The sequence below is a fragment of the Paucisalibacillus globulus genome (genome assembly GCF_900184735.1).
In the GTDB taxonomy this organism is placed as follows: domain Bacteria; phylum Bacillota; class Bacilli; order Bacillales; family Amphibacillaceae; genus Ornithinibacillus; species Ornithinibacillus globulus_B.
Window position 1 is genome coordinate 198092 of the sequence record NZ_LT855390.1, and the last position, 19464, is coordinate 217555.

At 35.4% G+C, this 19464-nt stretch carries 19 protein-coding genes and 3 pseudogenes; 12 read left to right on the forward strand and 10 right to left on the reverse strand.

Features of this window, described 5'->3' with window-relative positions; all coding sequences use genetic code 11:
- Positions 1-105: 105 nt before the first annotated feature.
- Positions 106-594 (forward strand): CBO0543 family protein, encoded by a 489-nt coding sequence (locus BN999_RS10315; protein ID WP_096271290.1) that lies wholly within the window; start codon positions 106-108, stop codon positions 592-594.
- A gap of 358 nt (positions 595-952) precedes the next feature.
- Here the strand turns inward: BN999_RS10315 and BN999_RS10320 are convergent, their stop codons facing one another.
- A complete protein-coding gene (locus BN999_RS10320; RefSeq protein ID WP_096271291.1) occupies positions 953-1507 on the reverse strand; it encodes an NADPH-dependent FMN reductase in 555 nt (184 codons plus the stop codon).
- Positions 1508-1535: 28 nt separating this feature from the next.
- Positions 1536-1667: a hypothetical protein gene (locus BN999_RS21015; RefSeq protein ID WP_255247444.1), complete on the reverse strand. Its 132-nt coding sequence runs from the start codon at positions 1665-1667 to the stop codon at positions 1536-1538.
- Positions 1668-1792: 125 nt separating this feature from the next.
- On the opposite strand from BN999_RS21015, the gene BN999_RS10325 reads away from it, so the two are divergent.
- From BN999_RS10325 to BN999_RS10340, 4 genes are all read left to right on the forward strand, one after another.
- Positions 1793-2086 carry a transposase gene (locus tag BN999_RS10325; RefSeq protein WP_096271292.1) on the forward strand — a complete coding sequence of 98 codons (294 nt, stop codon included), beginning with the start codon at positions 1793-1795 and terminating at the stop codon, positions 2084-2086.
- Between the two features lie 264 nt (positions 2087-2350).
- A complete protein-coding gene (locus tag BN999_RS10330) occupies positions 2351-3532 on the forward strand; it encodes a DUF4317 domain-containing protein (protein WP_096271293.1) in 1182 nt (393 codons plus the stop codon).
- Positions 3533-3685: 153 nt separating this feature from the next.
- Positions 3686-4024: a zinc ribbon domain-containing protein YjdM gene (locus BN999_RS10335; RefSeq protein ID WP_096271294.1), complete on the forward strand. Its 339-nt coding sequence runs from the start codon at positions 3686-3688 to the stop codon at positions 4022-4024.
- A 167-nt stretch (positions 4025-4191) separates the two neighbouring features.
- On the forward strand, positions 4192-4734 hold the full coding sequence (locus tag BN999_RS10340; RefSeq protein WP_306419002.1) for a hypothetical protein: 543 nt from the start codon (positions 4192-4194) through the stop codon (positions 4732-4734).
- A gap of 278 nt (positions 4735-5012) precedes the next feature.
- Here BN999_RS10340 and BN999_RS10345 read toward each other — a convergent pair.
- Positions 5013-5528 (reverse strand): annotated as a pseudogene (locus BN999_RS10345) (IS110 family transposase); the annotation flags it as partial.
- A 1-nt stretch (position 5529) separates the two neighbouring features.
- Here BN999_RS10345 and BN999_RS10350 point away from each other — a divergent pair.
- Positions 5530-5841, forward strand: a pseudogene (locus BN999_RS10350) (GNAT family N-acetyltransferase); the annotation flags it as partial.
- A gap of 172 nt (positions 5842-6013) precedes the next feature.
- Here the strand turns inward: BN999_RS10350 and BN999_RS10355 are convergent.
- The 5 genes from BN999_RS10355 to BN999_RS10375 form a co-directional block, all read right to left on the reverse strand.
- Positions 6014-6829 (reverse strand): alpha/beta fold hydrolase, encoded by an 816-nt coding sequence (locus BN999_RS10355; protein ID WP_096271344.1) that lies wholly within the window; start codon positions 6827-6829, stop codon positions 6014-6016.
- A gap of 33 nt (positions 6830-6862) precedes the next feature.
- A complete protein-coding gene (locus tag BN999_RS10360; RefSeq protein ID WP_096271297.1) occupies positions 6863-7294 on the reverse strand; it encodes a hypothetical protein in 432 nt (143 codons plus the stop codon).
- Between the two features lie 162 nt (positions 7295-7456).
- The gene (locus tag BN999_RS10365; RefSeq protein ID WP_176481943.1) at positions 7457-8692 is read right to left on the reverse strand and encodes a polysaccharide deacetylase family protein; all 1236 of its coding nucleotides are present in this window, start codon (positions 8690-8692) and stop codon (positions 7457-7459) included.
- 40 nt (positions 8693-8732) lie between these two features.
- The gene (locus tag BN999_RS10370) at positions 8733-9488 is read right to left on the reverse strand and encodes a hypothetical protein (protein WP_096271299.1); all 756 of its coding nucleotides are present in this window, start codon (positions 9486-9488) and stop codon (positions 8733-8735) included.
- A gap of 133 nt (positions 9489-9621) precedes the next feature.
- Positions 9622-10407 (reverse strand): DUF2935 domain-containing protein, encoded by a 786-nt coding sequence (locus BN999_RS10375; protein WP_096271300.1) that lies wholly within the window; start codon positions 10405-10407, stop codon positions 9622-9624.
- A 178-nt stretch (positions 10408-10585) separates the two neighbouring features.
- Here BN999_RS10375 and rlmH point away from each other — a divergent pair, with 178 nt between their 5' ends.
- The gene (gene rlmH / locus BN999_RS10380) at positions 10586-11065 is read left to right on the forward strand and encodes a 23S rRNA (pseudouridine(1915)-N(3))-methyltransferase RlmH (protein ID WP_096271301.1); all 480 of its coding nucleotides are present in this window, start codon (positions 10586-10588) and stop codon (positions 11063-11065) included.
- 600 nt (positions 11066-11665) lie between these two features.
- Here rlmH and BN999_RS21020 read toward each other — a convergent pair.
- Positions 11666-12718: pseudogene (locus BN999_RS21020) on the reverse strand (recombinase family protein); the annotation flags it as partial.
- Positions 12719-12900: 182 nt separating this feature from the next.
- Between BN999_RS21020 and BN999_RS10390 the strand changes: the two are divergent.
- The 3 genes from BN999_RS10390 (at position 12901) to BN999_RS10400 (ending at position 16075) form a co-directional block, all read left to right on the forward strand.
- A complete protein-coding gene (locus tag BN999_RS10390) occupies positions 12901-13947 on the forward strand; it encodes an SIR2 family protein (protein ID WP_176481944.1) in 1047 nt (348 codons plus the stop codon).
- On the forward strand, positions 13948-15705 hold the full coding sequence (locus tag BN999_RS10395; RefSeq protein ID WP_255247445.1) for an ATP-binding protein: 1758 nt from the start codon (positions 13948-13950) through the stop codon (positions 15703-15705). It begins immediately after the preceding gene.
- 139 nt (positions 15706-15844) lie between these two features.
- The gene (locus BN999_RS10400; protein WP_096271303.1) at positions 15845-16075 is read left to right on the forward strand and encodes a hypothetical protein; all 231 of its coding nucleotides are present in this window, start codon (positions 15845-15847) and stop codon (positions 16073-16075) included.
- 268 nt (positions 16076-16343) lie between these two features.
- On the opposite strand, the gene BN999_RS10405 is transcribed toward BN999_RS10400, so the two are convergent.
- Positions 16344-17186 carry a TIR domain-containing protein gene (locus BN999_RS10405; protein ID WP_096271304.1) on the reverse strand — a complete coding sequence of 281 codons (843 nt, stop codon included), beginning with the start codon at positions 17184-17186 and terminating at the stop codon, positions 16344-16346.
- Positions 17187-17901: 715 nt separating this feature from the next.
- Here BN999_RS10405 and BN999_RS20625 point away from each other — a divergent pair.
- On the forward strand, positions 17902-18069 hold the full coding sequence (locus BN999_RS20625) for a hypothetical protein (RefSeq protein WP_176481945.1): 168 nt from the start codon (positions 17902-17904) through the stop codon (positions 18067-18069).
- Between the two features lie 14 nt (positions 18070-18083).
- The gene (locus BN999_RS10410) at positions 18084-19463 is read left to right on the forward strand and encodes a recombinase family protein (RefSeq protein ID WP_096271305.1); all 1380 of its coding nucleotides are present in this window, start codon (positions 18084-18086) and stop codon (positions 19461-19463) included.
- The last annotated feature ends 1 nt before the right edge of the window (position 19464 follow it).

The window sequence follows — 19464 nt, forward strand, 5'->3', positions numbered from 1 at the left end:
AAATCCAAAACTTTACCTCTTACCTAATGTTCAACTTTTCTTGAGATAACAAAACACATAAAAATCAAGTCCACTAGCCAACCTATAGCTATAGAGGTGAATGAAATGCGCAATAGGTTAGAAAAAACGATTGAACTTTCAGCATGGGTCATAATGATATTGTTACTGTTCAAGTTCGTCCCAAAAAATAGAATTCGAGAAGCTCAAGTATCTTTTTTGTTTAAACAAGCCGTTACATGGCTTTTTGGATTACTTGTAGTCGAAAAGAAATTAATTTCCTATCCTTATCGGCTTTTTTTCAAGAAAACAATAAAATCAAGTTTTACGTTTGAATACTTTGTTTATCCATCGTTATGTGTGTTATTTAACTTGTATTACCCAGATAAGCGGAACTATCCGATTAAGCTGCTCTATTATTTATTTCATTCAGCAATTATTACCGGATTGGAAGTAGTTCTACTTAAGTATACGAAACTAATTAAATATAAAAAGTGGACATGGTACTGGAGTCTCCTATCGATGACGTTTACGAATTACTTATCCCATGTATACTTTAAATGGTTCTTTAAAGAGCAAGTAAGCCGACAAAAATAAATCAAGGAGTCTTTAAGTGAGGAAACAGACTTTTCTGAAATGTTTATGTATAGTCTAACAAAAAATATTTATTACATAATAATATTGTTTCTAAGAATTTTTAAAAATAAGGAAGAGGCTGGGACATAACTAAAAGTATAAGTTGAGAACCTGAACGTAACGCCACATCAGCTCCGGAAATATACGGAGACTCCTGCGGGAGGATAGGCATCGGTGAGACCCCGGAAGAGCTTTAGCTCTGAGGAGGCTCACCAGCCGCCCGCGGAAAGCGTAGTATATTTCCGGAGCGGGTCTATGCGCTTTTCATGTTCGTTCGGATTTTAATCAACTAAATATCTTTTGTCCCAGCCTCTTTATTTTAACTATCTTTTACCCGCTCATTAATGCTGCGCTGTAAGAAGATCATTTCTTCTGCAAGATGATGGATACGCTTGGAAACTCCGTTATTCATGATCTCATCACTTTCCTCGTCAAAATCATCATTATGTACGAATACATTTGTTGATGGGACCAAACCTCGTAAATAGGAGAGGATTGGTTTTAAGTGATTTTCGGGTACGAGAAAATGCTTTTCTGATGCACCAGTTGCTATGATTCCGGTTACCTTATTTTTGAGCGCGTATTCTGGGAAGAAGTCTAGTAGGTTTTTTAATACGCCTGAGATAGATGCTTGATAAATGGGGGTACCGAATACAACAAAGTCGGCGTCCAGTATTTTTTTTACAACATTCCATGTGTCATCGTTATAATAGGTTAATGGTTCTCCACGACAAAATTCAACTTCATATTCTCTTAAATCAATTAACTCAGTACGAATACTTGAATCGATTCGATTAGCAGCTGCCAAGACATCATGAATCGCTTGCGATGTCTTATTTCCAGCTAGTGTTCCAGATACTCCAACCAGTTTCAATATTCATATTCCCCCTATTACAATTTATTTATTTCTCCTCTTCAAAATCGGAAGAATCATTATAATCATATCGGAATCCATCTTTTTTAGCTAATTGTTTTCCTTTTTGGTTTTGTTGGTTCTGTCTTTGTTTTGGAATAGCTTTCTTATTGTTAGTCATATATTTTTTTCCTCCTATAACTTTTTTACTATTGTTTCAAAATAAAAGAGTACTATTCATTTAATGAGTAAGTGTTGTATGGAGATGCGCATACTAATCCTATGACAGACAGGGGAGGTGATTAGATGAAAGTTTTATTAGTGTTAGGGAGTATTATTTTTCCTTTGCTTATGTATGTTGTACAAAAGAAATGGGACGGTATTCACGCTGTGTTTAATCTAATTGCAATAATTTCAGCTTTAGTGTTTGGAAATATAGCTACCTTGTCCATATATCAGATTATTAAAGACAACACCGTATTAATGACGAATATCCATGCGATTTTTCTAAATCCATTTTTCTTAATTACGGGTTCTTATTTAGGAGTCTATATCCTCTACTTATTGCTTGTTTCATTAGTGGGAAATCTAAAGAGCTGATAATTTAGACCATGTGTAATTATATTCTTTAGTCAATCCAACCTCGCATTAATCTGCTTCTAATACTTCTTACTTTTCTGAGCCTAGATTATCCTCTCTTTAGGTTGCCCTTCTATAGCAGTTATTTGTCTCGTGTGGAAATTTTTATTATTACATCTTATTTTCAGACATAGTCATATTGATTATGTAAGAAATCAATTCATGTTAAAATGATAGAATGTGTGTGGATATTATGACGATAATCTGCTTAGGAGTGTAATAACATTGAATAAAAAAGATATAGCTAATTTTAAACGACAGTTCAAAGTAAGCAATGATTTATTGAAAATACATGAAATTTTCTACGTATACATCATGAAGGAATCAAGTGATATCTATCATCATCAAAGTTTTCCCTTTGAGATGCTTGAGGAAGAACAGAAAGAGCTATTTATGGATAACTTTAAAAAAGTTCTATCCGGTCAGTTGGATGAGAAGTTATTTGAGTTAAAGTTCCAACGGGATGTGGAGGATAGTAGCCAGTTGATTCTTCATCAAGGGTTATTGAGTAGAGATACAGATGAATGGAAGAGCCATATGCTACGTTTGGTAGAGAAAATGTTGAATGATAAGCAATATGAGATGGATATTGTGGTTACCTTTATTCGTGGTGAATATATGAAGCCTGCTAAGCGCCGTAATGAGGAATCAGAAACAAGTGAGAGAGATACAGTATTCTCGAATCCATTTATATTGTGTAGCATGAATAGCACCCAAGATCCAAAAAAAGAGTTGCTTTTTGACTATGTAGAGAAGCAGTTTAAATACAATATTGTGGTTGACCCAATTATAAATTTAAAAGCCCCATTATCAGGATTTCTGTTCCCATGCTTTTCGGATAATGCGGCAGATGTCAATCACGTATTATATTCCGCTGGAAAGAAGTATGAGTTGAGCTATCATTTCATCGAAGAAGTTTTGAATGCGGAAGAAACGATGACAGCTGAAGATGACAAGATTGTCTTTGAAGAAATAGTGAAAAAAGTGGCTGGAGATAAAATTAATACATCGACCCTATCCAATGTGTACGATGAGATTCATCGCGTCATTGAAGAAAATGAAGAGGAAGAAGTTCCGAAATTAGATTATAAAGATGTAGAAAAAGTGTTACGAACTAGTGGGGTAAAAGATGTGGATACAGAAAAAGTAGAAGAGGCGTTTAAGACGGTAATTGACGATGGGAATTATGAGTTAAAGGCTAGCAATATCCTGCCGAAATACTCGTCTAAATCGATAAAAGTAAAAACAAAAGTAGCAGACCTATCCATCAGCCCACCAGAATTACGCCATGTACGCCAAGTACACCTAAACGGAAAAATCTACCTCATGATCGAACTGGAAGAAAACACCATGATCGAAGGCTTCGAAATGGTACCAGAAGCACTCTTCCAAAAAGCAGAAGAATAAATTTAGGTGTAGGTGCCTGTCACTCCCCGAATTTTGTCGAATAACCTCGGGGGGTTACTGGATCCTAATTGTAATAATTTCACTTTCTTAAAAAAATGGGTAGTATATAGAGAGATACTATATAGTTCTAATATACATAGAGGAGAGAGTGCAATGAATCTACCTAATTGCCCAAAATGTAATTCGGAATATACTTATGAAGATGGGACCATGTTAGTTTGCCCTGAATGTGGCCATGAGTGGTTGGCCAATCAGGAAACAGAAACTGACGAGGACAGTAACGTAATTAAAGATGCAAACGGAAATGTCTTAAGCGACGGGGACACGATTACTGTAATAAAGGACCTGAAAGTTAAAGGAAGTTCATCTGTCTTAAAACAGGGAACAAAGGTGAAAAATATTCGCTTAGTTGATGGAGACCATGATATTGATTGTAAGATTGATGGTTTTGGTCCGATGAAACTTAAATCAGAATTTGTAAAGAAAATATAAGCCTTTAACAAATGAATATAGCACTCCTAAATGGCAGCATTTAGGAGTGCTTTTTTAGTAGATTTTAGTAACAAAAAAACCTGACACATTGGTGTAAGAATGTGATATAATGCAAAAATCAGTGTGTAGAGATATTGGTCATTAAGGTGATCAAAAATATATGTCGCATGATACGTCTGCCATCTGAAATATTAGATATGGAGATGACAGCTATGCATGGGGAAACTAGAGTACCTCATAATGGAAAGGAATTTGTATTGTTTTTGGCGATTATTTCAATTATTTCGGTGAATACAATCGCGCCTCTTATCATGGGTTTTGAGTTCGGATTTAGGAAAGAGATCTATCTTCAAACCTTGCAAATTCTCCCGTTTGTTTGGATTTGTGTCGTACTACTTGTAACACTTGTAGCAAATCCTATTGTAAGTAAATTAGTTCCGAAGTTTGTGCAACCAACCGATGGATTTAACGCTAGAGTTTTATTTACAATATTGTTCAGTGTAACCATTTTATCGATTTTACTTACGATTATCGGTCCATGGATTGGTATGAGAGAAATCAGTATGGAGCCAATTCGTACGTTCTTTCATCATTGGCCACGAAACTTTTTTATCGCCTTCTGGGTGGAATTATTGCTTGCACAACCAATTGCTAGATTTGCAATGAAGAAGTTGCATGCGTATCAAGCGAGTAAATCTGTTCAAGCATAATCTTCTAACTGAATCTAATATTACTTATAAAAGTCGTTTAGTTATGAGCTCCAAACTAAACGGCTTTTTATATTGGGTAACCATTAATAAATGACAAATTTAGACAAATATCGGGGAGTGACAGGCACCAAAAAGGGGCATAATATTGGGGTAGTGTAAAAAGTTCTATGAAAAGCCCATAAAAATAAAATACCCACACTTTTGATGGTGGAAATCTTACCGCCATCGCTCTTGACAAACACGACAATGGTTTACGGGTGTGGTGTCAAGGGCGAAATTTAAGCAATATCTTGGAAGGTAGTATTACTTTTCAATAATGCGTAAATCCAATGTAATAACTTGTTTGCACATGCAATTATGGCTACTTTATAAGGTTTTCCTTCATCTCGCTTTTTATCATAATAGGCTCGTAACTTCCTGTTACGGGGAATGATTTCATCCGTAGTTTTTTGTTTCCGAGAATCACGGATGGCGGAGCGAACTGCCATAAATAACGCGTGTCTTAATCGGCTAGATCCTCTTTTAGTGATTCGATTCACGGTTCCTTTGAATCGACCAGATTCATAGACTCTTGGATCCATGCCCGCAAATGCAACTAGTTTTTTAGGGTTATCAAATAAATCTATCTCCCCAATTTCTGAAATAATCGTTGCCGCGATCTTTTCACCGATACCAGGGATGGATTGGATAATCTGACATTCCTCAATTTCTTGTGCCAAAGCATCTATTTGATCCTCAAGTTTAGATAGGTGCTTTTGGTACTCAAGCAACATCTTGATATACATTTCGATGGAATTGATTGGTCATATGGTATTCCATAAGTATTTTGGTGAACACACCTATGAGATAGGCTGGGTATTCAATCCAAATTATCACAATAATGGCTATGCTTCCGAGGCGGCACATTCCGTATTAAAGTATGGTTTTGAGACATTGAACCTCCACAGGGTAATAGCAACTTGTCAACCTGAGAATATTCCATCATGGAGAGTTATGGAGAAACTTGGTATGAGAAGAGAAGGTTATTTTAAAAAGTGTATACCACAAGGAAATGAATGGTGGGATGAGTATTATTATGCACTTTTACAAGAGGAATGGAAATCATAAATTACTCTATTAACGGTTGCGTTAGTTGCATAAGAAATATTTAATACTTAAATTATTGCTCTGTAAGCTAAGTATAGGTCACCTTCATATTAACATTCCATTCTAAGGCTGATAGTAGCACCTAAAAAAAAGACGATCCATCGATCGCCGGGTATACTCATATATCATCGTTCTACATAACAAATTGCGCCAATAACTGATTAAACTTATCCCGTTCTTCCCAAAAACCTCCATGCCCACTATAGTAAAACGGGATAAGCTGTGAATTGCTTATCTTTTGATTCATTTCTTGGGCTTGGGAGAAAGGTATTACTTGATCATGCGTACCATGAATGATTAACGTAGGCACATTTATTTTCGGAAGGCCCTCATGCAACGTCTCATCTCGTAATGTTTTAATAATAGCAGCTGTTGACCAACTTGCTGCTTCTAATCCCATTTGCATAAACCAGTCTGAGAATGGCTTGGTTATATACTGAAAGAAAAAGCCATCTGTTACGTCCTGCATCATGTTAGGGCGGTCATTTAATGTACCATTGAGAAACTTACTAGCCGTTTCGGTAGTAAATCCAGTTGGAGCAGCGGCATCCACAAGTACAAGTTTAGAAACCCCAATCCCGTTATGACGAGACATGTATCGAATAGCAATAGCTCCACCGGTAGAGTGGCCCACAAGTGTCACATTATTTAATTGCAGAGAACCGATTAATACCCGGATATCATCTGCTAGTCTGTCAAATGTATAGCCACTAAAGGGTTTATCAGACTTACCGAATCCTCTCCAGTCCACTCCGATACAGCGATATCCCATCGCTGGAAGCACATTATACTGATACTCGAACTGATTATGATTTAACGGCCATCCATGTAAAAACAGAATGGTCTTTTTTCCACCAGGGTTAATGTCTTCTACGTATAATTTCACACCTGTATCGACTGTAACAAAATATCCCATGAACATTTCTCCTTTTATAAGAGTTTTATCCATAGGATATTCATTACTGCAAAATTGGGTGAGCACCTATTTCAATGGTTCCCCTGTTAATATTTCAAATACTAGTTCAGATGGAGTTTTTGACAATGTTCCATAATTCGATTGCCCTTCAATCATAAGTTCCAATCTTTCAGATCCTTCATTGACCCAAACACTATGATTATAGTTATTCCAGGTAAAACTGTAATCTGGTGGAGCGATATCCACTTTAACATTCTCTTCCCAGTCTGCGTTTCCTAGAGCCTCTATCAGTTTTTCTACTTCATCCGCATCCGTAATCTCATGAATGATCTCGTAGTTGCCTTCTGTATTCCTCTTTTCAACGGTTACAGGATTACCATCCCAAGAATGACTATAAACTCTTGCCTTGGTTGAATTGGGATTCTCTTCCGCGGTATCTTGACCACATGCAACTAGGACAAGCCCCATTGCGATGATGAAAACAATGAATCGTTTCATACACTTCTCCCCTTTGTTTATAAGTTATTCATGAAAAAAATGATAATTCCTTCTACAAACTTAAGAAGAAAAATAAAAAGATGACTATAAATTCATAGTAAATTTATAGTCATCTCTTGATGATAGGAAGGCCAAGGAACCTGTCCCCATAGCCTCGTCACCTTAACGTAATGTAACAATCTCCAAATCCTGCTCTTGTAAATAAGCAATAATCTCCGGCAAAGCATCCAGGGTTGCTTCCGTCTCATGCAGAAGAATAATTGACCCTGACACTTCCGTTGATTTAATATGCTGAATAATCTTCTTAGAATCACGTGACTGCCAATCTCTAGGGTCGTTATTCCATAGAACAATTCGCTGTCCTAAGTCATTGGTGACCTGTTCAGTTGTACCATTCATTTTTCCAAATGGTGGGCGGAAGAGTTTGATTTCTTCTCCAATGATAGATTCAATTAAGTTGATAGACTGAACTAGTTCCTCTTGCTGTGCGGCCACTCCACTACTCGCAAAGTTAATATGATTCATAGAGTGAGTTCCAATGGAATAACCATTTTGATGGATGTATGCAGCGTTCTCTGGGAACTTGTTTACATTAGAACCGATTAAAAAGAAGGTCCCACCAGCATTGCTTTCTTTTAAAATATCAATAATCTCATCCGTGAACTGGGATGGACCATCATCAAACGTCAGGGCTACCTTTCCCTCTTCAATGCCATGGGACGTCCCGTCTGCAAGCTTGAAGAAAGGAATTGCGGGTTCTTCCTCGATGGTGATATTTTCTTCTAAAATAATCGTCTCCGGTTTTGGCTCTACTTTCTCTTTAACTGGAGCCGTCTCTTTTTCTACTAGTTCATGTTCAGAGGCCACTTTTTCTGGTTGGGCTAAAGCCTTGGTCAATATAGAGTGACCGGTGTAGGTGAAAATAATAGCAAAGATAATAGTTAAAGCCGTTGCCAATACCCAAGAAGGTTTGCGTTTTCTTCGTGCAGGTGCTGGATTTTCGCTTTTCGGCAATTCTACTTTTTGTTTCTTCTCTCGTTCTGGCTCCGACTCTAGTTCACTAGAAATAAAGTCTAATTGCTTCATGTCTACTAATGATTCTACTTGTTTCAATACCGCTAATTGCTCACGGTATTCCCTAGAACAAGTGAATTCTAGATTTAAACTCTCTTCTAACTGTGTTCGCGTGACGATGCTTTTCTCCATGTATGTTTGAAAGGTAAGTCGATAATAGTAACCCTTCGTAAAATCGGTTACCGCTTGTAAAATATCAGCAGTCTCTTGATCGACTTTCCAGTAGAGTGTTTCTACCTGGTCAAGCAGTACATGGATTTGTAGGTAATGGTTCTCTTTATATTCCTTAATTCCTACAAGTTGCAGTATCTTTAAGTGATACATACGACAAATCTCCTTCCCCCAAAGGATGTCTATGAATCTATTATTCTTGTTCTGATGAAGTAGTAGAATTCGATTTCGGTGTGAAAGAGAAGGACATGCGCTCGGTAAACTCATTAATGGTTTTCATGAGCTGATTCTTCTCCTCCAAGATTTGTTGATAGTTGGTCGCGTATTTTTTATTTTCTGCTTCCATGCTTCGAATTTTCTCTTCTAATTCATTCACCTTTTGCATGTGGTCGAATTTACTAGCCGTAAATTCTTCGTTTAATTGGTTGTATTTGTTTTGTTCTGTTTCTAGCTGACCCGTTACCTTTTCATATTCCGTGTTGGAATTATGTTGGTACTCCTTATAGTCCTCTAGCAATTGGTCATAGCTCATTTGTTTATTGGTTAAGCTATTCTCTAATGTTTGGATTTCTTTATTCTTTTCATTTAGAAGCTGATCGCGATTTTCGATATCTTGCTTGTATCGACTTACCGTATCATTAGCCTCAATAAGACGTTTCGCAAGGTCACTAAGCTTAACCTGTAACAATTGACGGTCCTTTAATAAGTTTTCTACGGACACAATCACATCCAAGGATATTTTGTCTTGGTTCTCCTTGGAAAGGATGTTTTTATTGGCAGATTCTGCAACTTCTGTAGGGCTTTCTTCTTGAACGATTTCTTCTTCTATAACTTGTGCTGCTGCTGTTTCTTTCTCTGTGATAATATTTTCCCAGACTTCCGTTGTATCGTTGTTTGCTCGATTTCCTTTAAACCAACCCAGACCCTTTTTCTCTACTTCCTTAGACATGAAATACTCCCTCTCTAAAGCTGTTATGTATAGGTATTAAAATTTATAGAATTCTCTTATTTTATTGTAAATCTATGTCGAGGAATGTCAATTAAATAGTAGTTTAGAAGGAGGAATTTTGTCCCTCCTTCTATTAGATGGGGTCACAGTTTGGAGGGGGTGAGTTAGTAGATTCTGCGAGTTTCATTAAGTAATAACACTCTTCCCGGTACATATGGTCAGCCATTAAGGCGGAAAAGGTGCTCAGTACGGTATCCGATAATTCCATTTCTTCAATCTCATGCAGGAAGGTCCGGAATAACTGCATCTCCACTTCTACATCATTATTAAATCGCTTAAGGGCAGGAAAACTCGTCACGTTTGCTCGTAAATACCCGGTTAATTCAATTGCTTTTAGATAAAACTGATCAAAGTGCTTCACAAATATCTGGCTTTTTTCCTTTAATCGTTTCTCCACCCCGTCCAATTCATCATGAATCGCACCAGCATGGCCAGAAGCATCCGCGAGCCAGATTAAATGATGATGTAACTCATGGAAAGTCGGTGCTGCTTTTCCTTCTTTTAAATATCCCATGATGAGAACATATTCCTCTAACTCATTGACCATATGGTTCAGGAATGTTGGCGGGAGATGAATACCGATATCTCCAGTAAGTTGTCTCTTTATAATCGAAAGCTTAAATTCTTTTAGGTGCTCTGTTGCGGTTTCTGCCTTTTTAGTAAAGGCGATGACATTATTATTGGACAGCCGATCCGTTTCCTTCAAAAGCTTCTCGTAGGTGTTCATAAACTCTTTTGCGGTAGCAATGTCCTTCTCTTCCGTTGGATATAATGAATCATGAATGAACTGCGCATGTTCATGCAAGACCCGCAGCCAAAATTTGTGCTCAAATGAAGCACTGCTTAAATAATCTTTCAAATTGACCTCAACCCCTTTTCTCTTATCAATTTAATGTATTCTGGTTGGAGACTTAATATTAGTTGAAAATGTAGTGTATATGCTTATTCGCTCTTGTTTCGAGGCGGATGGGACAAGGTGTTATTTTTCTTTTGATTTGATACACTAATACCAGACGATGGAAAAGGACGGTAAGTATATGAAAATTACAATTGTATCAGTAGGAAAACTGAAGGAGAAATATTTAAAGCAAGGGATTGCGGAGTATTTGAAGCGGCTGTCAGCTTATGCAAAAGTGGATATTGTGGAAGTAGCGGATGAGAAGGCACCGGAGAATATGAGTGAAGCAGAAATGGTAGAGGTGAAAAGGAAGGAAGGCGAACGAATTCTTTCGCATATTAGCCAGGATACGTATGTGATTACACTAGAAATCGGTGGGAAAATGCTTAGTTCGGAGCAGCTAGCGGATAAGATGGACCAGCTTGCGACATATGGGAAGAGTAAGCTTGCGTTTGTGATTGGGGGATCGCTTGGGATTAGTGAAGCGGTGCAGAAGCGGAGTGATTTTGCGCTTTCTTTCTCGAAGATGACGTTTCCTCATCAGTTGATGCGGTTGGTTTTGGTGGAGCAGGTTTATCGGGGGTTTCGGATTAATAGGGGGGAACCGTACCATAAATAGAGGCAAAAAAAGTTGAAGATATGGTGGTGTTTTATCATTCGATACGTTATTTTGAATGATATTTCCTTCAAGCCCATTTGATTCATGGTAAAGCGTGTGGATTAGCGTAAAAGTCTTGGATACATTTACCTCAGATAAATCAAAATCCAGTTCAACTTTATCAACAATTCGAGTGCCAGAATCAGTTTTTACGGTTATATTATTTAGTAAAAGCTGAAATAGTTGCTTTTTCTTATCTCTCGATGATTGTTGATAAATTTGTACAAACTTCTCTAATAAGTGCCTTATAATTCTTGGAGGAATGACTCTCAAGTCTGATGAACTTAGTTGTATGCTAAGTTCATTTTTCAATTGTTCTAAGTCGTTTTTCTTTTTAGATATTTTTAGTAAACGTTCCTGCAATATGGAAATGGGAAAGAGATTTTGTTCAAATGCTTTCAAATATTTTTCATTCATTGAATTGGCTTCTTGTAGCTCTGTTTCAACACTCTCTAACTGCTCTTTTAATTGCATATTTAATTCAACCGTGTTTTTATTAATATTTTCTATAGTTTGAGTAAAACAGACAGTATCGTTTAAGAACTCTGTTAAACGACTGATGACAGCATCCTCTGCATCGTAAGCTTTAACTGAATTAGGTTTGCAGGCAGTTGCCCCTTTATTGTGGTATACACCACATACGTAATAGCGATGCTTCCGTTTACTACCATCCTTTCGAGTATAGGTAGTGATAGAAGGAACCATACCTTGATCACAATCAGGACATCTAAGGATACCGCTTAATAGGAAAGGCTCGTTGGACTGGCGCTGCTTAAAAGACTTACTTTGTCTTCGAGTTTGGATAATACTCCAAAGTTCGTCAGTGATAATAGCTACGTGTTTCCCATCAACTACTATGGGGTTTGCATTTTTTCCACGTCTTCTCTTTTTATCCCAGTTTTCAACTTGTAGCCACCGGACTTTACCGATATAAATAGGATTATCTAATATTGTAGCAATACTATTTATAGAGAAGTGTTTCTCACGTTTTGTCCTATATCCGGCTTTGTTTAGGTGATTAGCTATGGCCTTAAGCCCCTTACCTTCTGCGTATAACGTAAATATAAGTTTAACAATCTCTGCTTCTTTGGGATTAACAATAAGCTCTTTTTCAATAGAATCATAACCAAAAACTACTCCACCATTCCAGTTACCTTCTTTGGCCCTCTGAGTCATTCCCAACTTCACATTTTCTGCTAGAGTATTTCTCTCCATTTCTGCAATGGAAGCCATCAGTTGAACGACAAGTTTCCCAATCGGGCTTGATGTATCAAAGTTCTCCGAGTAGGAGATAAACTTTACATCATACTCTTCGAACTTATCTAGTAATACAAGAGTGTCCAACATGTTACGTGAAAGACGTGATATTTTCCAAACAAGAACAGCTTGAAATTTATCTTTATCAACGTCTGCTATCAATCTTTGCATTGCTGGTCGGCCTTTTATATCTTTACCACTAATGCCTTCGTCTACATATTCCTCAGCAATATTCCATCCATATAGGGATGTATATTGGCGCAAGGTATTTAATTGTGCTGATATACTATACCCTTCACTTGCTTGCTCTTCTGTGCTGACACGACAGTAGATGGCAACACTTTTTATTTTATTCATTTTGATACCTCTTTTAACTTTTTGTAACAGTATTGGTATTAAAGGATGTAGAAAATACCTTGCTATGTTTAAGAATTTAGTTAATAAATGTTTTTATTTGCAAAAGTTGCAACAAATAAAGGGTTTTTGAAAGATTATATCGAATATTAGGAATATAGTATTCTCAAAGAGGGATGTACATTATGGGTATAGATTATGATGAAATAAAAAGAAGTTTACAAAGTTTTTTTAATAAAGGTACATTAACAATAGTGGGTTCAGGACTATCATGTGCTGAGGGTATTCCGGGCATGGGGGACCTTGCAAAAAAATTATTACAAGAAGTACCAAATATGATAAATGTAGAGAGAAATACTACTTGGAGCAATATAGTAAAATCCTTAGAAAACAATAAGGGTTTAGAAGAGGCTTTACATGAAAATAAACCAGATGAAGACCTGGAAGATGTAATACTTTATATAACATCAAGATACATAAGAGAGGCTGAAAAAGAAGTTATTGATAATGTAATTGCTGGGAATAAGGAGTTTAGGTTTTCAAAGTACATAAGAAAAATGCATATTCCAAACTCAGGATTACCAATAATAACTACAAATTATGATAGATTAATAGAATTCTCTTGTGAATTAGCGGGAGTACCTGTTGATAATATGTTCTTTGGTCGTAGTATTGCTATGCTAGATGAGAACAAAAGTAGCTTAAGTTTTTGTAAAGGGATTAAATCTAAGACCAGGGATAGAGTTCAACTAAGCTATCATAAAAGGATAAAGATTTTTAAACCACACGGTTGTTTAGGGTGGTTTGATTATAACGGAACACCAGTAAGTACTTCTCTGAATTTGAAAGCAAAAAATTTAATTATTACACCTGGGCTTAATAAGTTTAGAGCAGGTTATGAACAGCCTTTTGATATACATAGAGAAAAGGCAAATAAAGCCATAGATGAAGCCTCAAAATACATTATTATAGGTTATGGATTTAATGATGATCACCTAGAAACTCACTTAATTGATCGGATAAAAAGAGGAGTACCTACATTGATTATTACTAGGACTTTATCAGAAAACACAATTAGAATAATATCAGAAAACACAAACGTTCTTGCAATTTCCCATTCTATTAAGAATAAGTTTGATGAGGGAACTCTTTTTCAGGGCAATGGTAAAAGCGTTTTTTTGAAAAATATTGACTTATGGGATTTAGGGGAGTTTATAGAGGAGGTATTTTAATTGAGTGATTTATTTAGCTTTGATAATCAAAATGAACTAGGAATGGTAATGAGTGTTGACACATCACAGGTATTTATAGATGTACATAATAGTGAGATAATGACAAAACTTGGTGTTGGACATTTGGTAGCAATTAAAAGCTATTCCGAATACCAGTTATTAATTGGGACTATTGAAAAGATTTCTCGAACTGTAACTGAAAAGCTTGAATTTGAATTTGAATCTGATGACGAGTTAGTCTACCAAGACCATCCAAACGATATAGTTAAAGTAGTGCTAATTGGGACTTTTAAAAGTGTTGATGGAGAAAAAAGAAATGTTTTTAAAAGGGGTGCTGATACGTTTCCTCAAATTGATAGTGAATCTTACTTAATTGAAGGTGACAATTTACAAAACTTTATGAACCTAATAAGTGAAGGAATCAGAGACAGCGAAAGATTAAAAATTGGGCATTTTATTAACGATAGCACTGCTAAAGCAATATTAAATGGCGACAAGTTTTTCCAAAGACATGCATCTATCTTAGGTAGTACAGGTTCAGGAAAAAGTTGGTGTGTAGCAACTATTTTGGAAAAGGCGAGCCAATTAGACTTTCCTAATTTGATTGTATTTGACATGCATGGAGAATATTCTCCGTTAACAAAAGGAAATGATAAAATCGCTGAAGGATTTAGAATTGCTGGCCCAGGAGATTTAGAATCCACTGATAAAAACGTAATTTTTTTACCCTACTGGCTTTTAAATAGAGAAGAAGTATTATCGATGATTCTAGATAGAAATGATAATAACGCACCAAACCAAGCGTCAAGATTTACTTTACATATAAAAAATCTAAAGGAAAATACTTTGGTAAGAAATAATAAAGAACAGATTCTTAAGACTTTTACTGTGGATTCACCTATTCCTTATCAAATTCAAGACTTGTTAATGAAATTACAAGATGACGATACTCGTAAGGGAGTAGGGGCAAGTAACAAACCTGTCAAAGGTGAATGGGAAGGTAAATTAACTCGTTTTATAAGTAGATTGGAAGCGAAAGTATCTGATAGAAGGTATGGTTTTTTGTTTCAGCCTCCTGAACAAGCCTTAAAGTATGATTGGCTTGAGCAATTGTTGTATATGTTACTTGGTTATAGCAGTGAACGCAAGGGAATAAAAATTATCGATTTTTCAGAAGTGCCATCTGATGTACTACCTGTAGTAACCGGTACTCTAGCTAGAATTCTTTATGAAATACAATTTTGGATGGATTCTAACCATAGAACACCATTTACGATTTTATGTGATGAGGCCCATCTGTACTTACCTATAAAGGAGGATGCAAATTCTACAGAAAGACAGGCACTTGAAAATTTTGAGAGGATTTCAAAAGAAGGGCGTAAATATGGTGTATCATTGTTAGTAGTAAGCCAGCGGCCATCGGATGTGAGCAAAACAATTCTTAGTCAGTGTAATAATTTTATTGTACTACGATTAACTAACGATAGGGATCAAAGTGTAGTTAAAAAGTTAATGCCTGATTCAATGAAGGGTATAACAGACTGTTTGCCACTACTAGATACAGGGGAAGCGTTAGTATTAGGTGATTCTATCCTACTACCAAACAGAATAAAGTTAGATGTTCCTAAAATCAAACCGGATAGTATGACTAAAGATTTTTGGAAAGAATGGTCGAAAAATAAGCCTAAAAACGAATCTATTAGTCAAGCAGTGGAGAACTTAAGAGCCCAATCAAGAAAAGAAGAATCAGAAGTATAATCATTTTTTATATACTAGTAGTCTTTCTATTTTAGGTGAAATTTTTTATACTTTCATCCAAAATGAGATACTATACTTTGGAAAAAATGGATACTATGCTTAATGTCGAAATATAGTCTATGTGAAAGGAGGTTATCTTGTGACTATAGAAGCTAAGAGAAAGGTTAACCAACCTTGTATGGTGTGTGGAATTCCTTTTACTTTTGAAGTACCATTAATACCTGAGTACAATGTCAATCCTGATGCTGTTCGCGGTAAGGCAATTGCAATTAATACTTTTTTGAGTGGAAATGGAAGAGGGGTTGAGCTTTTACTTCAAGTTGAATGTCCAAATTGTAATGTTATTAATCAATTTAACGATACTCTATAAGATTAAGTCACTATTAATTTAGTGGCTTTTTAATTTTATTTTTTCTTTAATATAATGGTTTCTGGTGGAGTTGGGTTAAATGGAATTAGTTGGAATTTGAAAGTATAAAAGTATGGGAGTGAATTATAACGTATTATAAAAGATCTATTAGTTTAGTTAAGGTAAATTCGATATTCGAGGCAGTTGAGTCCTACAAAAATAAGTCATAAATTACAGGAGTGCCCTCTATTTACTAGCCACTAGTGTGTGTTAGTGGCTAGTAAATAATTTATAATACTAAATTCATGTCAACGTCGTAGCCAGAGTTTCGGAGCTCTTTTGCAACAGCAATATGCCAAGCTTTGTGAGTGTCCAGGGGAATATAAACAACACCAGAGATATCATTAGGAGTTTCCACATTATCTTTGACAAGGGCACAAACATTATCTCGACCTATTTTCCCCATGAGAAATCCATGTTCGAATACAACATTCTGCCTAGCTCTTGGCAATAGTTCCTGCTCATCTTTCTTTGAACCTACATCGCATGGTGTATATAATACGATACCGAAACCAACATTAGAATAAGCTTCGATTTTTTCAATAATAGTCATTCCAGAACTAGCCTGTTCATGAAGAATGATTGGTTCAAATCCTAACCTATTAATAAAAAGAGCGACTTCGGTTTTTGCTAAATCGTCGTGACCATGAACTATGAAAACTTTGGTTTTATCTACTTTTATCTGCTCCTTCGGAATGAATTTATCTTCTACCCCTATTTTTATCAACTCCTTACCTTCTAAAAATATTTCCTTTGTAACATCTGTAGTATGTTCATCATAACTTACAATGTCTTCAGGAGAAACATACATAATAAGTCCTGAAGGCATATTATCATTTTCGTATTTTGAAAGTTCCCTAGTAGTTTTTTTAGTAATTTTTATAACTATTCTTTCAATAGATTGAGGTCTTAAAAAATAGCCATTAAATTGAAATTCTTTATCAGATAAATACGGAATAACAATTTCATTCAATACACTTTCCTTACTTGTTTTATCAAGTTCATAAATAACTTTTGTATCCGGCTTATTATCGATATTATTTATTGTTTCTATTAACACTTGATAGTACATTTTCTCTCCTCCCATAAATTATCAAACTACTAGGTATATTATAACAAATTAGATGTAAGTCATCTTGCCTTAAATAAACAGTTAGAATTTTAAAAGTAATTATTAACTATTACTATCAGTCTGGGATTAATGACTCACTATTGACAAAATATTCTTCTTGTATTTTAATAGAACCAAAGAGAAGATGAATGATACAATCAAAACTATAATTATAAAATTTAATAACACTAGAAGATAAATCACGGAAGGACCGGATTATCTTATGCATTTCAATTTTTCTATGGAATTGAAATATATAAGGTATCCGGTCTTTTTTTTGTTCCAGCAATACATCTTTCTTTATATTCCATAAGGAGGGTCAAAAAATGAAACTTGAAAAAAATGAAATTACTAGGTTAGAAGTAATTAAGTCTCTATTTCGATGTGCTAAGTACAGTAAGGATCATTATATATCAAGGCATGTTGTATCTCGTAGCTTAGAAGAAATAAGAAGGAGGGATAAGGTTGAATAAGGCTTTCCAGAAATACAATTTCCCGAATTCAACACCAAAGAAAATACTAATTCCCCGGGTATCTGACAAAGAACCAGAGGTACAGAGGGCTTTCCAATTAAAACTAGATTTAGAGGAAACTATAAGTTGCAAAAAGTAGTGTGAAGTATAATCTTTTCTCCTCCTGTCAAATATGTATATATCAACTTGGAGGAGACGGTTATATGTCAACATCTAGAATTTCTAAAATCACATATTCACAAGACCTTTCTGCAGAATCAATTATTTGGGTACAAAAGCTTGTTACAAAATTACTAATAAATGAGTTAGACATTGATTACAGTGTTAAAGCGAAACTTCTTCACTCTGCAGATAAAAGGTTTAGATACTAAGGAGGTAATTATTATTGAGGAAAAAGCTAGTTGTCGTTTATTCACGGGTTAGCTCTAGTTCGCAAAATCTTCGCGAACAACTTGATGCTGCCAACAACTTCTTAAAGCTGAGAAATATTAATAAAGATGAGGTACTGTACCTGAAAGATTTTAACGTATCTGCAACAAAGAATGATGCAAGTAATCGTCCGGCTTATAAGAGGTTATTAGGGTTAGTAAGTGAAGATAAAGTAGATACAATTATTATTTATTCTCGTGATAGAGGAACTCGGGATTTTTTTGAAGCCTCTGAGTTTATTGAACTTGTAAACCAGCATGGGGTTGAGGTAGTTTATACTGCTACAGATGAGATTCCTTACAATAAAAACTCATCAATTGAAAGCTTTTACGGGATATTCAGTCAACAGGAAGGTAAAAACATCAAAAGGCGAACGACTGATGCCACAAAAAGGTATCCGGGGCAAGTGATTGGTTACGAACGTATTAAAAGAGAGATGGAAGATGGCAGTAAGAAAGTATTCTTTTTAATGGATAATGATCGCAGTAAAACAATAAAATCACTATTTAAAGAATTTAGCCAGGTTAGTACTAAGGAAGATTTTGTGAATGTGCTAATTAAGTATGGAAAAAGGCTCAATAGTCATTCAACTGTAATTAAAATATTACAACGGCCATTTTATACTGCTCACTGCATAACCGATTTTGGTTACGATGAATTAACTCATGTAGAGGCTATTATTCCACTGGAATTATTTGAAGATGTTCAAGATACCCTAAACAAATTCATAGAAGAATATGAAGAAAAGGTATCTCGAGCAAAAGAAAATATACTACTTAATCCAATATGCGGGCAATGCAATAAAGAAATGAAATTTAAAAAGGCACTTGATAAACCATCTTACTTTGTTTGCAGTTCCAAACATAAAAAAGTAGTAATCGAACTGGATGAAGTTAATAAAGTCATTGAAGAAACAGTTATTAAGGAAACGCAGCAATATACTCTGACCGTTTATAAGCCTATATTTCAATCACATCTAAAAGGTGTATTAGATAATCTGGTTCATAGTAAGCAACATAAGGAACACTTACTTAAAAAATCAATGTTAACGTTAGCTAGTGGTAATATAGTCAGCAATGATCAACTAAAGAAATCACAAATGAAAATCCAAGAAATACAGGATCAAATTGATGTAATTGATAGAGAGATTATTCATGTAAACTCACTGAAGAATGAAGTGAAGACTATTTCTAATATTGTTGAGCCAGCTATAGAGAGACTTACAGAATCTGACTTAGAAACATTGATTGAACTGTTGGTTAAAGATATTAAAATTTTTCAAGATTACTTAGAAATCAATATGTATTCTCTTGTGTTTGAGAAAGGAGTTAGTTAAT

Coding starts and splice junctions, on each gene's coding strand:
- BN999_RS10360 (WP_096271297.1), bottom strand. CDS start 7,294: ATGAAACGATTCATTGTTTTCATCATCGCAATGGGGCTTGTCCTAGTT.
- BN999_RS21015 (WP_255247444.1), bottom strand. CDS start 1,667: ATGACTAACAATAAGAAAGCTATTCCAAAACAAAGACAGAACCAACAA.
- BN999_RS10335 (WP_096271294.1), top strand. CDS start 3,686: ATGAATCTACCTAATTGCCCAAAATGTAATTCGGAATATACTTATGAA.
- BN999_RS10405 (WP_096271304.1), bottom strand. CDS start 17,186: ATGTACTATCAAGTGTTAATAGAAACAATAAATAATATCGATAATAAG.
- BN999_RS10355 (WP_096271344.1), bottom strand. CDS start 6,829: ATGGATAAAACTCTTATAAAAGGAGAAATGTTCATGGGATATTTTGTT.
- BN999_RS20625 (WP_176481945.1), top strand. CDS start 17,902: ATGTCAACATCTAGAATTTCTAAAATCACATATTCACAAGACCTTTCT.
- BN999_RS10365 (WP_176481943.1), bottom strand. CDS start 8,692: ATGTATCACTTAAAGATACTGCAACTTGTAGGAATTAAGGAATATAAA.
- rlmH (WP_096271301.1), top strand. CDS start 10,586: ATGAAAATTACAATTGTATCAGTAGGAAAACTGAAGGAGAAATATTTA.
- BN999_RS10390 (WP_176481944.1), top strand. CDS start 12,901: ATGGGTATAGATTATGATGAAATAAAAAGAAGTTTACAAAGTTTTTTT.
- BN999_RS10340 (WP_306419002.1), top strand. CDS start 4,192: ATGATACGTCTGCCATCTGAAATATTAGATATGGAGATGACAGCTATG.
- BN999_RS10325 (WP_096271292.1), top strand. CDS start 1,793: ATGAAAGTTTTATTAGTGTTAGGGAGTATTATTTTTCCTTTGCTTATG.
- BN999_RS10370 (WP_096271299.1), bottom strand. CDS start 9,488: ATGTCTAAGGAAGTAGAGAAAAAGGGTCTGGGTTGGTTTAAAGGAAAT.
- BN999_RS10315 (WP_096271290.1), top strand. CDS start 106: ATGCGCAATAGGTTAGAAAAAACGATTGAACTTTCAGCATGGGTCATA.